This is a genomic window from Virgibacillus sp. 6R, from assembly GCF_001895305.1.
GTDB classification, from domain to species: domain Bacteria; phylum Bacillota; class Bacilli; order Bacillales; family Amphibacillaceae; genus Virgibacillus; species Virgibacillus pantothenticus.
Map to the genome: position 1 here is coordinate 1,741,899 of NZ_CP017762.1, position 13,987 is coordinate 1,755,885.

General features: G+C 29.5%; 9 protein-coding genes and 1 pseudogene. 5 read left to right on the forward strand and 5 right to left on the reverse strand.

Annotated elements, in window-relative coordinates:
• Positions 1-111: 111 nt before the first annotated feature.
• The 5 genes from BKP57_RS08030 to BKP57_RS08050 all read left to right on the forward strand — a co-directional run bounded on the left by BKP57_RS08030 (position 112) and on the right by BKP57_RS08050 (position 5,683).
• Positions 112-1,326 carry an O-antigen ligase family protein gene (locus BKP57_RS08030; protein WP_232231404.1) on the forward strand — a complete coding sequence of 405 codons (1,215 nt, stop codon included), beginning with the start codon at positions 112-114 and terminating at the stop codon, positions 1,324-1,326.
• Positions 1,304-2,338 carry a glycosyltransferase family 2 protein gene (locus BKP57_RS08035; RefSeq protein WP_072741319.1) on the forward strand — a complete coding sequence of 345 codons (1,035 nt, stop codon included), beginning with the start codon at positions 1,304-1,306 and terminating at the stop codon, positions 2,336-2,338. The genes BKP57_RS08030 and BKP57_RS08035 overlap by 23 nt, the downstream gene beginning before the upstream one ends.
• Positions 2,339-2,402: 64 nt before the next feature.
• Positions 2,403-3,494, forward strand: coding sequence for a polysaccharide pyruvyl transferase family protein (locus BKP57_RS08040; RefSeq protein WP_072741320.1), 1,092 nt, complete (start codon positions 2,403-2,405; stop codon positions 3,492-3,494).
• Positions 3,495-3,508: 14 nt separating this feature from the next.
• Complete coding sequence (locus BKP57_RS08045) at positions 3,509-4,924, forward strand: lipopolysaccharide biosynthesis protein (protein ID WP_072741321.1); 1,416 nt, start codon at positions 3,509-3,511, stop codon at positions 4,922-4,924.
• Positions 4,925-4,963: 39 nt separating this feature from the next.
• A complete protein-coding gene (locus tag BKP57_RS08050) occupies positions 4,964-5,683 on the forward strand; it encodes a glycerophosphodiester phosphodiesterase (protein ID WP_072741322.1) in 720 nt (239 codons plus the stop codon).
• Between the two features lie 356 nt (positions 5,684-6,039).
• Here BKP57_RS08050 and BKP57_RS22760 read toward each other — a convergent pair whose 3' ends face one another.
• From BKP57_RS22760 to BKP57_RS08070, 5 genes and pseudogenes are all read right to left on the reverse strand, one after another.
• Positions 6,040-6,501: an SH3-like domain-containing protein gene (locus BKP57_RS22760; RefSeq protein WP_232231405.1), complete on the reverse strand. Its 462-nt coding sequence runs from the start codon at positions 6,499-6,501 to the stop codon at positions 6,040-6,042.
• A 102-nt stretch (positions 6,502-6,603) separates the two neighbouring features.
• Positions 6,604-7,362 (reverse strand): annotated as a pseudogene (tagH, locus tag BKP57_RS22765) (teichoic acids export ABC transporter ATP-binding subunit TagH); the annotation flags it as partial.
• Between the two features lie 14 nt (positions 7,363-7,376).
• Positions 7,377-8,210 carry an ABC transporter permease gene (locus BKP57_RS08060; RefSeq protein ID WP_306423687.1) on the reverse strand — a complete coding sequence of 278 codons (834 nt, stop codon included), beginning with the start codon at positions 8,208-8,210 and terminating at the stop codon, positions 7,377-7,379.
• Between the two features lie 309 nt (positions 8,211-8,519).
• Positions 8,520-11,393 carry a CDP-glycerol glycerophosphotransferase family protein gene (locus BKP57_RS08065; protein WP_050351040.1) on the reverse strand — a complete coding sequence of 958 codons (2,874 nt, stop codon included), beginning with the start codon at positions 11,391-11,393 and terminating at the stop codon, positions 8,520-8,522.
• A 3-nt stretch (positions 11,394-11,396) separates the two neighbouring features.
• Positions 11,397-13,874, reverse strand: coding sequence for a CDP-glycerol glycerophosphotransferase family protein (locus BKP57_RS08070; protein ID WP_050351039.1), 2,478 nt, complete (start codon positions 13,872-13,874; stop codon positions 11,397-11,399).
• Positions 13,875-13,987 lie beyond the last annotated feature (113 nt).

Consider the following 13,987-nt stretch of genomic DNA (forward strand, 5'->3'; position numbering starts at 1 on the left):
AAAGGTGTCAATAATTTAAGGTAAAGATTACAACATAGGGGAACTATTATGGATAAATCAACTAATACAGTGAATAAATTTATACTCGTATTCATTGTTATTCAGCCAATCATGGACATACTAACAACATTCACTTTATCATTTCCAATATCAGTAGGATCTCTACTTCGAACATTATTTATGTCTGTTTTATTTATTACTCTCTTCATTTGTTTTTCCCATAAAAACAAGAAGAAAAATTTCACCCTTATGATAATGGCATTTTCAGGAGTATTAGTTAGTTTTATTATAAACTTACTTTTAAAGTCTCACTTTAATTGGATCTGGGAGTTGAATTTTTATTTAAAGGTTAGTTATTTTTTAGTCATTATTTTTGCCGTTCTCTATGTAAATGAAAGAAACTGCGTAAACACCCGTACTTTATATACCGCTACAACTATTACTAGCTACATCGTTGGGTGCACTTACTGGATGGCAGTTCTTACTAATACAAGTATAAACAGTTATAGATACGATACTTCTGGTTATTCGGGTTGGTTTTTCTCTGCAAACGAATTAAGTGCCATAACCCTAATTCTATTTGGAGTAATGAGCATTCAGCTTATTCAAAAAAAACAGCTTGCCCATTGGTTTGCTTATATTATCATTTTAAGCATGCTACCTATGATTGGTACAAAGACAGCTTTTATAGGCGGCTTAGTGCTCATTAGCATTACTATCGCCTATATTTTGTGGAAGCTACGATTAAAGATATGGAGAGATTGGCATGCAATAGCTTTTATTATGATCATCTTTTTATTTGCATGCTTTATTCCCTATACTTCTATTGGAAATAACTCACCGCCAGAGAATCACGTCTCTCCAACTCAAAATGAATTAAAAGCAAACTCAGAGTTAGAAGCTTTATCTACATATGAGCTCCTCTCACAAAAAATTCTCAGTTCTAGAGATATTTACTTTGCAGAGATAAAAAAAGATTATTTACATGCACATATATTAAGAAAAATTTTTGGTCTAGGGTATGCTGGGGATTATCAAAACGAACCAAAGTTAATTGAGATGGATTTCTTTGATCTTTTTTTCAGTTTGGGAATTATAGGAAGTCTATTTGCAATGCTTCCTCTAATCTTCTTAGTAAAGCATTTGATCTTTAAGAAACCTTACTTTGAAATTAAATATTTGCTGTTATTTACCATAGTAGGTCTTTCTGTCGGAATAGCTTTTTTGGCAGGTCATGTACTGTTCGCACCTTCTGCCATGACCTATCTCTCCATTCCATTAATGCTTATAGGGGGTCATAAAAATGAACAAACACAAACTAGTTAGTTTTGTCATTCCCGTCTATAATGCAGAGCATTCCTTGAAGCGCTGTATCAAGAGCATATTAAGCCAATCGTATCATTCAACTGAAATCATTTTGGTTAATGATGGATCAACAGATAAAAGCACGGAAATATGTAATAGTCTGGCTGCATTATATAATAATATTCATGTAATTCACCAAAAAAATGCAGGTGTATCCTGCGCAAGAAATATAGGAATAAAGAAAGCAAAAGGAGCGTTTCTTCAGTTTGTTGATGCTGATGATTATATTGATAGCGATATGACTAAAAAACTAGTGGAGGCTGTTAATTCTTCGCCAATTAATGACCTTGTCATATGTGGATATGAGTCAATAGCTACACATAAAAAAAAATTATATACTCCTTCTATTAAGGGGATGTATACCAAAACTTCATTTCTTCATTATTTTGGTGATTTATATAAACAAATTATCATTCCTTCTCCCTGCAATAAGCTATATCGATTAGACATAATCAATCAGCACAACATCAAGTTTAAAAAAAACATATCTTTTGGAGAAGATCTATTATTTAATTTACATTACCTTCAATATTGTAAACGAATTTATATACTTCATGACTCACTATACAAATATGTTAACGCAAATGTTCATTCTTTATCTCGCGCTTACCGTAAAAACTACTTTAAAGAGCAACAATTCTTATTAAATAAAGTACAGTCTTTTTTAGAAGAAATGGGAGGATTAACCTATAAAAACAAACGCGATCTTGGAGAAATTTATGCTAGTAGTGTGATCAATGCATATACAAATCTTTTTCACAAAGAAAATCGTATGCCACGAATTGAAAAAGTGAACGAAATGAAAACCATACTTCATTTAATTAACACAAATGAAGAGCTAATACATTTTACAGGCTCATTACAAAAACAGTTAGTTAAATTACTCATTAAGCTTAAATCAACATATAGTCTGTATATATTTTTTTACGTCAAATCTTTTTTGAAGCGTCATTCACACAAATTTTTCACTTAGTCGAAAGGTGTTACTTCAGCTAATATATAGAGCAAGCCATTATTAACGGAAAAGGTGATAAAATATGAAGAATGTCATGCTCTACGCATACACTCACTATAATTTAGGGGATGATTTATTTATTAAAACTATCTGTGAACGTTATCCAAATACGAATTTTCTATTATTAGCCCCAAAAGGATATCGTAAGACTTTTTCCAACTTAAATAACTTAAAAATTATTAACTCCGATTCTCTTCTTTTCCGTGGTAGTAAATTAATTGCAACAACGTTTAACAAAAAGAAGCTTTTCTATTCCTACCTGGCACGAAAATGTCATTTGCAAATTTATGCTGGAGGATCATTATTTATTCAACACGATTATTGGAAAGAAGAGTATAAAAATGTCCAAGCTATGTCCAAAATGAAGATACCTTTTTTTATTTTAGGAGCTAATTTTGGTCCTTTCTACGAACAAAGCTTTCTACACGCATACTATAAAATATTTTTCCATTTAACCGATATTTGCTTTCGGGACCATTACTCCTATTCGTTATTTAAAGAGTTGCCTAACGTTAGACTGGCTACAGATATGATTTTCCAATTGGAACCTATTTGTTTAAACAAAGCTAACCAATCCGTGATTATTTCTGTAATTAAACCTTCTATTAGAAAGTCGTTACAGGGTTATGATGAAATTTATTACAATAAAATACGAGAAATAACTCTCCATTTTTTAAAAGAAGGATATGATGTTACGCTAATGTCTTTTTGTGAATACGAGCAAGATCATGAAGCAATTAAGCATATTCTCGCTCCTGTCTCTAAACACTATATAAATCACATTCATACATTTTACTACAAAAACAACTTAGAAAAGGCCCTAAAGTTAATTTCCTCTTGCACTTTTGTTGTTGCTACCAGATTTCATGCTATGATTTTAGGGTGGTTATATCAAAAATCCGTTTTTCCAATCGTGTACAGCAGTAAAATGACAAATATGATAAAGGATGTTAATTTCCAAGGTAATTACACTCAATTTCATGAGTTAGAAACATTAGAAGCTGAGACTGTTTATCAAAGCATGAGCAGTAATAGGATAGATGTAACGGAGAAAATCATGAAGGCAAAGGAACAATTTATTAAGTTAGATACTTATTTAGAAACAGAGAATTGAAGGATGATTAATTCATGACCAAAGAAAAAAAACTAGTGAAAGACACCCTGTTGTATAGCATTACTACCTTTGGATCAAAAGCTCTCGTTTTTTTAATGCTACCTGTTTATACACATTATTTCACAACAGAGGAATATGGAACTTGGGATTTAATCCTTACTACTTCTAGTCTATTAGCGCCATTTATCAGCCTTGAATTAACATCAGCCGTTTATCGTTGGTTAATTGTTGAAAAAGACACTCAACAACAAATAACGATTATTACTAGCGGCACATTAGCTTTAGCGCGAAATCTAATCTTATTCACTATTCTTGCATTGTTATGGTTAGCTTTTTCCCCTATTCCGTATGGATATTTAACATTAGTACTCATTCAAGTAATTATCGTAAATAGCTATTTACAGCAATGTGCTAGAGGTTTAGGATTCAATTTCTTATTCGCTTCACTGGGACTGCTACAAACGATCATACATATATCAATCATCTTATTATTTTTATACAGTTTACAACTGCGAATAGAAGCATTTTTCTATGCTTCTATTCTTGCTAATTTAGTATCAATTATAACAGCTTGGATGATTATGCGATTCCACCGATTTTTGTCAACCCGACATTACTCGAAACCGCTGATTAAGTCCCTTTTAAAATATGCATTACCTATTATTCCTGGTGCAATTAGCTGGTGGATCATGAATGCTTCAGATCGCTATATTATTGTAGGCTATCTGGGAATAGAATATAATGGTTTATATGCGGTAGCAAATCAAATACCTGCTATTCTCGTAATGATCCATTCTGTGTTTAACTTAGCATGGAAAGACAGTGCTATTCTCCAATTTAACAAAGCTGCTAAGGATGAGTATTATACTGTTGTCTTCCAGCATTTTTTTCGTTTGCTTGTTACATCTGTAATTTGTATTGCGCTCTTAACAAAACCTATTTTTTCTATTTTTATCTCTGAAAAATTTTTTATAGCTTGGCAATACACTGGGCTACTATTAGTAGGTACGATGTTCAGTGCTTTCTCGTTGTTCTGGAGTGCCGGCTTTCATGGAGCCAAAAGAACAAAGATAATTCTAGTTACGTCCATCCTCGGTGCAGTTGTAAATATCGGCGTACATATTTTATTGATTCCGTTTATCGGCTTGTATGCTGCCGCTTGGTCTACATTAATCGCCTTCATAATCACCTGGATTGTTCGAATTCGTGCTAGCAAGCCTTATTTCAACATCAAACTAAATCGAGTAGATATGGTTATTTTATTTCCATTAACATTAGTTGCTTTACTTGCACCTTATTTTTTCAGTCAAAAAGAATTATGGGTACCTAGCGGATTAGCAATATTCCTTTTTTTTATGTATAATAGACAGATATTTAAATGGATACAAAAAACCGTACTTTTTAAATTGCGGCGTAGGTTAAGAAACTAATGCAATATACCATTAAATTTGAAAGGAGCATCAGCATTAATGACATTAAATTTTGCACATAGAGGTTCACTAACAGAAGCACCTGAAAATACATTACCTGCTTTTCAAAAAGCAATTGCTCATGGTGCAAAAGCTATTGAATTTGATATTCAACTGACCAAAGATAATTATCTCGTAGTTTGTCATGACCACAAATTAAATCGGTTTAATCCATGGACAAATAAACGTATTACTGACCTTACATTAAGTGAATTAAAACAAATCGACATCGGATCTTCTTTTAATGAAAATTATACTGGGATCACCGTTCCAACCCTAGATGAAGTTTTAGAGCTTTGCCCAAAAAATATTCTCTTAAATATTGAAATTAAGAATATTCCAGTTATTTATAAAGGAATTGAAGAGCAACTCATTCATTGCCTGTCTAAATATAATCGCTTTGAAAATATACTTATTTCTTCTTTTGATCATGTTGCTTTAAAAAACGTGCAGGAAATAGCGCCAACCTTACCTTTAGGTATGCTCTTTTACTATCGAATACTCAATCCTTGGGACTATGCAACAAAAAGCGGGTTAAACATCGCTAGTATTCACCCAAATAACGTCTATACAGACAGGCAATTAATCGAACATTGCCATAACAAGGGGTATCAAGTATACCCGTTTACGGTAAACAAAAAAGAGCGGTTTAATGAATTAGTCGCTTATGGAGTAGACGGTGTGTTTTCGAACAATCCTGAAATATTTTCACACGAATAGAAAAACAAATTTTAAAATTCTTTTAAAGGACTATTCGTATTCTGTGGATTACTGCACAATAATAAATAATACGTTTTGCTTTTATATAGTGTAATCTATCGTCAGCGACTGTTTAAATTAGCCAAGAGTTTTTATTACTGGTTCTTGGCTAATTTATCGTACTCACATTCCAGCTCAAGTTTCTAACATTTTATACAACAACAAAAAATATTATATTTTAAATTTTCTTCTAGCAAATACAACAAGTCGTTTTTATAAACCTTAAAGCAAAACAAATATAATGGATGATTAATCACCCTAAATTCATATAGTACAATTATAAATTAACTCTTGCATTTGCCACTTATCCAAAATTATTATACTTCTCCCAAATAACTCTGGTGTATCCATACTTTATTTTCACCTAACAATCCTTTATACCATAAGTTTTTCCCTATTTTGACAGTTTTACTCACTAGAAATTGGTCACCTTTGAAATTCTTAAGGTTGTCATATATTATATTTTTCTTACCCCCCCAAGGACGATTAAAAGCTTTACCTGTACCTTTAATATAAAATTGTTTTTCATCAGCATCAATTAATATTTCACATTTACTATTAACATCATTCGCATTCATCCACCCTATGACCCCACTTTTACCACTTGGTTTATTACTAAGTAAATAAAAAATTCTATTATTAAATTTTGCTTCTCTTTTTATATAGTATACTGAATTTTTATAAGTCTCAGATGATTTTGCATTACTTTCTGGAAACAAACTCGAATAAATAAAAGATTTGTTATCATTAATATGTCCTATTTTAGACGTTGGTTGCACAATAAAATTATCTCTATTCTCAAAGGGGTGATGTTCGTCAATAATAGCTTGATTTAAATTTATGTCATTAATATCTCTTTCTAAAGGATCTATTCTATATAGTTTATACTCTTCTTTCTCCGTTTTGGACATTTTTTTCCATTTATCCAAAAAAGCTTGATACTTTGGAATTACTTCCTTTACCGAACCGAAAGCTTTTACTTTTCCATATTCGAGCCATAATATTTTTTCGCAAAATTGCTTCATTTGGCCAATAGAGTGACTTACAAAAATCATTGTTTTGCCTTGTTTTTTAAACTCCTTCATTTTATTTAAGCTTTTTTCAGCAAAGGCTTTATCGCCAACAGATAGAGCCTCGTCAATAATTAAAATATCAGGATCAACTTTAACTGAAATTGCAAAACCAAGTCTTGATTTCATCCCACTTGAATATGACTTTACTGGCTGATCTATAAAATCTTCTATTTCAGCGAACTCAATGATCTCTGGTTCAAGTTTTTTTATTTCATTTTTATTAAAACCAAGCATTAGTAACTTTAGTTCAATATTATCTCTTCCTGTCAAATCATTTTTCAAACCTGCAGAAACTGCTATTAATGCAACTTCTCCTGCAATCTCTATATAACCAGAAGTTTCTGGGACAATGCCAGCTAAGATATTCGATAAGGTGGATTTACCAGAACCATTTACTCCAACAAATCCAATAATATCTCCTTTTTCTGCTTCAAAATCAACTCCATTAAGAGCATAAAAGTCTTCCCCATAACTTTTAGGCGTCAGCAAGTCTAACAAACGTTCTTTAGAACTACTATATAATTTATATTTCTTCTTAATATTTTTTGCAACTATCGCTTTTTCCATATCATCACAAACCTTTATAAATAATCTATAAAATGTCTACGGAATTTAACGTGTAAAGTTGAACCTAACAGGAATAACAGTATTACTATTATCCAAAATATTATACTGTACTGCCACTCCGCAATAAAATGCCATTCTGTACTAAATAATGCAGCACGATAACCTTCAACTAAATAATACAACGGATTAAGTTGTAATAACACCTTTATCCCTGGAAATTGTTTTCCAAGAATAGCTAATGGCCATAAAACACCTGATAAATACAATAGCATTCTTAATGTTGAATTCAATAGCATATGGATATCGCGAATAATTGTTGATAATGTCGACGTTATAAGCGATATAGAAAAAATTAGAGCTAAAGTTGCTATTAAGTAGTAAATTAATTGTAAGTAATAAGCTGAGATATAGTACCCGTTCATATTTAATATTACAATTGCAATAACTAACATCATAATATGAACATAAAACTGTGAAAAAATAACGTATCCTGGGATAATACTAATTGGAAAGTTCATTTTTGAAAGCATTCTAAGTCTAGTATAAATCGACTTAGAGCCTTGTATAATTCCTTGGTAGAAGAAAATCCATAGAAAGAAAGCTGCTAAAAGCCAACTAAAAAATTCAATTTTTTGTCCATCTATCATTTCTATGGGCTTTTTACTCCTCAAAGCTGAGAAAACGAACCAATATATAAGGATCTGAATTGAAGGATTTAAAATTTCCCAAAATATCCCTAAATAGTTGTTTTTATTTTTGTTTTTTAATTCATATATAGAAAGCCTTCTAATAAGGTAAAAGTTTTCTATTTGCTCTTTAATAACATTTAACGCAGATTTCATCTTCATATCCTTTCGCCTAGAATACTCACTTACTCTGATATTAAATTATACAAGTATTACTTTTAAATCTCAACGGATTTACTTGATTACTATATAATGCCATTTGCAGGTATGCAAGCGTCAAACAGCCCCTACCTATAAAAGATCGGGGCTTCCTATACTTTTTCAGAATATGATATGAAATCTTTTAAGAATAGTAAACAGCTCTGAAATTAAACATTTCCCTTCTTACCTCACCTATTAAGAAAATTCATACCACTCTATTACTGCAATAGCTGTCAATTTTATTTTAGTGGATCAAACTAATTACTAACCTTAATAAAGAATTCTAGCTATAGCATTTAATATTTTTCTTCTTATATCAAACGGTATAATATGAGTTATTTTTATCTCGTTAATTTTTCTACGCTTATACAGCTCTTTTTTCTTATTTTCAATAGCTTCAAATATTCTTTTAGAGTTCTGATTATCCATATAAGTAAAATACTCATTCCTCATTTTTCCGTAATTTTCCTTTTCTTTAAAATCATGAGAAATATAGTATTCTATTAAGCTTATTAACTCATTTGGATCATAAGCTACATCGCCAAATAAATCATTGTCAAAATCCATATAACTGCCCTCATATTGAAGATATTTATCGACATCAAAATGATAAAAAAGACATGGTTTTTTCAAATAAAACATTTCCCAGATTACACTTGAATAGTCTGAAATCATCATAGAACTTTTCATAATCATTTCGTCTAATGGAACTTCTAAAAAACCAAATTTTTCAATGTTAGGAGAGTTAATTTCAAATGAATCAATATAGTCCTTGAACTTTGGATGAAGAAAAAATTTAATTTTAACATTATTATCTCTAAGAACCTCATTTAATCTATCGGAAGAAAGAAAAGCATTATAGTACTTGTAGTATTGACTTTCCATAAAATCCTGTTTACTCATACCCTCCATCCAAGTTCTCCACGTAGGCATAACAAAAATCTGCTTATAATTTATTTCTTTTGTTCTATCCTTTAGAACATCCCATCTTGCTAATCCAGTTGTAACAACCTCAGATTCATCATAGCCCCAGTGTTCAATTATCATTTTCCTTTCGTATTCAGAAGGAGCTATAACTAAATCAAAAACTCCTCTCTTTTTATAAAAGTCTGGAACTGCTTTTAATCCATTAACACCATGTTGTAAATAAATTAGTTGTTTATTAGTAAGTGCTTTACCAAGTTTGCTCTTTTTTTGTTTAAGATTATAGCTATTTCTTTTAGTATCCGAAGATATTAGCAAGTCTGCAGCAAACATATAAATGAAATATTTAAAAGACATAAAATACAATAGTTTATCCTTTTTGTCTTTTAAATTATTGAGTTCAGGAGAGTCTTTTCTAATAACGTAATAAAAGTCTTTATGCTTTTTATTCTTATATACATAATCAAAAAAGTAATACCCACTATCATGTGCAGACATTGCTAACTTTTCATATCCAATCCAAATTTCTCTTTTTGAAAAATAATTTTTAAAAAGATTAAATATTATAAACGCTAAATTTTCCTTTAAAATGTAATACCTATTTTCAAAGTATTCTTTTTCCCTAAAGGTGAAAGCCAGATCCTTATTTATAGTAATATAAGGATAAACAATATAATCTTTATTTAATTTCAATTGATATTTAGAGACTCTAGAATCTATTTTATTTAAGACGTTAGACGCGACATTTGTTACTTTAATTAATTCTTCCTTATTATTAACGTCAATTCCTACATAAATGTCCCAGTATAAAGGGAAGAGATTCTCTTTCTTTAAATCTACTTTACATTCAATGGTTATAAAATTCCTGTTACTTTGTAAATCTTTTATCCCAACAGCAATTTTATTAAAATTATCTTTGTTTCTGTGTACTAAATATACACCTGTGGGCTCTGCGAAATTTACATTTGGTGAATATAATTGAATCTTCATTCGGATTCTACTTCCATGCATAATAAATTGTTTAACCGATGTTTTGATTTTATAATTACTTTTTATTAGATTTGAAACCTTATCCTTTTTTACAACTAAATCCTTACTTTGATTAAATAAAAAGGCACTATATAAATTATATGTTGAAAGTGAAGGAAAGTTATCTTGGTTTAAAATGTAAAATAAATCGTTTCTAACTTTCTCTTTTTTATTATTTAGTTTTAAAAATATTTTATTGCCTTTAGCCATTAAGTATATATTCCAAACCTCTTTACTTGTAGGAATATAATCTAGAAAATTTTTGAAATTAAAATATAGAAAAGAAGATCTAGTTTCTCCTCTAATTGCAAAGTAAGTTTTAGATTCTGCCTCTTGCAAAATTAAAATAGGATTCTCTAAGTCCAAAAACCATTCTTTATCTTCGACGTTTAAAACAAGAATATTATTCTTAATATCTAGACCTTCAATATATGCATAAGAATCTTCAATTTGTGGTTGAAAAAAATTATTTATGTTTAGTCCCATTAAATCATTTTCTTTTACTTCAATAAAATGATCATAGGATTTTATTTCCTCTAATTCCATTGCAGTAATTTGGATTAAATTATTTAATGAGAGTTTAAATACATTGGAATTGATTGCCAATAGTAAGTGGATATTGTATTTTGTCGATAAATCTTTCTTTGATATAAGTACATGGTCATCTTTAACTAAGACAGGAATTATATGGGCGTTTAAACTGCTATCTCTATTAATTGTTAATATAATATTCTTATAATCATATTTTTCCACATTACTTAAGGAAATCTTAATGTGATCATCACTATTTTCCAAATACACTTTATTTACAATAGGTGAATAGCTTTGCATTTGTAATATAAGTGCTCTAAAATCAATAAATTTAATTGCAATATGCAACTCATTTTCTACTTGTGAAAATATTGCAAACCGTTCTTGGTTTAGATTAACAGGAAAGTTCCCGTATTGATCTAATTTCACGCATATTTTACTACCCGTTTTATCAAAAAACTCAAGAGCCAAAAATGTATTAGCAGGAAAGATATTCAAATTGTCTTCAAATACAATTTCTGTTAAGTGTGAATTTTCATTTTTAAAATGATATCTTATATCCCTGTTATCTAGTTTGATTTTAGCTACTTGAACAGATAATGTCTTAGAGATTAAAAAATTTGTGCTATTCTTCTTGTTAACTATCCTAAAGTAATGCATTTATTAATCACCCATATTTAATCGTTTATTTATTTCGTTAAAGATTCTTTTTGAATTATCATGATCAATATATTTAAAATACTTTCTTCTTTTACTTTGATAAGCCGGTGTTACTTTGAAATCATTTGTAATATAATTATATAATATTTGGATTAATTCATCAGGATTTTCTGCACGTTCCCCAAATAACTCTCTATCCATATCCAAATAACTACCTTCTAAGTCATTATATTTCTCATGATCAAACTGAAAAAATATCACTGGTTTATTCATATAAAACATATCCCATGTAATTGATGAATAATCACTTATTAAGATAGAAGACTCCATTAATTCTTCATTAACTTTAATATCTAAGAAACTTTTAAGATAAATATTATGGTCAGAGACTGAAAATTCATGTATATACTCTTTAAATTTGGGATGTAAAAAGAATACTAAATTTAAATTGTATTCTTGCAAAATTTCCCTTAATCTAATTGATGTTAAAAATGAAAGGTAGTTATGATAATAGTCTGATCGTACAAATTCCTCTTTAGTCATTCCCTCCATCCATGATCTCCATGTAGGCATAACAAATATCTTTTTTTGTTCCAGCTTATGTGATCTATCTTCTAATAAATCCCATCGAGAAAAACCAGTAACAATCACTTCTTGCTCCGAATATTTCCAGTTCTCTATTATTATTTCCTTCTCTTTATCTGAAGTAGCAACTACTAAATCGAAGTTACCTCTCCCCTTACTTTTTTTAAATACATCTGATTTCTTTAGACCTGTGACTCCATGCTGTAAAAAAATACTACGCTTTGTTTGTAAACAATTAGCCACCCTCCCAGTTCTCACTCTTATATTATAAGCATGCCTTTTTGTCTCAGATGAAATAAGTAACTTCGCAACATAAATAAGGTAAAAATATTTAAAGGACATAAATTCAACAATGTTTTTATTTATAGCCTTAATTCGCTCATAGTCAGGTGACCTACTATCAATTATATAATAAAAGTCTTTATGAAGATTATTTTTTTCAACAAAATCGAAGAAAGCATAACCATTATCTTGAGCTGTTCTTGAGAACTTTTCAAAACCTAACCACACTTCTTTATTCTTGTAAGGGTACCCTTTGAGCAACTTAAAAATATAATAAGCAACCTTTTCCTTAATTTTGTTTCTAACATTCTCATACGAATCTTTTTCTCTCATCATAAAGGATACGCTTTTATTTAGAGTAAGATATGGATATATTATTTTATCTTTATTAACTATTGATTGCCTAAAATAATCTTCTTTCAAAACTTTTTTAACAATATATGACGCTTTATTAACCCTCATACAACCTGTGTACCCTTGCTCGTCTGTTACTTCTAACATAACATCCCAATAAAGAGGGCGGTATTTTTCCCAATCTGGAATAAATTGGCCTTCAACTTTTCGATTGTTTCCATTTTGAATTTTTATAGTAAGGTTTGAAGCCTCCATAACTTTGAAGTTATCGCTACTTCTTAACTTAATAAGTATTTTGTTGATCTTTAGTTTGTTATCTGAATCAACATGAAGACTTAGTTTATAGCGTTTTCTCCAAGTTCTTTTTATTTTAGTTAAAGTTATTTTTGCATTTGATTTTTCTCTAAAGACATTGTAAATTTTACCTTTTACCAATGATAAGTTATTTTTGGCAGTTTTATAGACTAATACTGAGTTATCATTTTCTAGATCAAAATAGCCCAAATCACATTTATTTTGGTTCGTATGCAGCCTTGCTTTAACATAATATGATCCACATACTACTTCAAGGAAAAAATTATACCGTCCATTTTGAAATTCCATTTCAGGTAAAGTACATTTAATTTCATTCCCTTTTTTTATAGTACCTAGAACCATTCTAGCTTTTTTTTGTTTTCTAGCCACCAAAACTACATTAATTAGATCATAGTTATTAAATTTATCTTCAACTAAATGAAAGCTAAAGGACTTATTTTTTATATTAATATTATTAATATCTATTTTCTCTAAAATTTCATTTCTAGTAGATTCCTTATATAGCAATTCAGGAAATTGACAATAGTAAAGAACACCTTTACTATCAATGTAGATTCCACAATAAAGGTTATGGTTAATCCCTAAATCTGCAATGGGGATATTTTGTTTTTCAAAATTATTTATTTTAAATGACTCTAATAAGGTATAAGATTCAAATTTACTTTTAACACAAAAAGACCATTTACCTTCTAACTGTTTATTAATCTTAAAAGAATAATTTATATCTATTATAATTTGACCACCATGAAAGTTATATTTAACTTTACTATAAACTTTACTTTCTTCATTGTATAAATATAATTCGAATTCTTTATTCATGTTTGATCTTGTATCAATTATTAATTCGTTTCCTTCATAGGAAACTTTTTTCACTTCTATTTTCCCCAACAGCACTCCATGCTCTGAATAACTTTTTCTCTTTTTATGTTCATCTATCTTAGTCATAAAAAATTCCCCTATTTAAACATTTTTTGGTTAAAAGTTCTAACGTAATTCTACTAAATTAATATAATATGAAAAATTACGTATAACATTGATTATATCATATTATATTAATT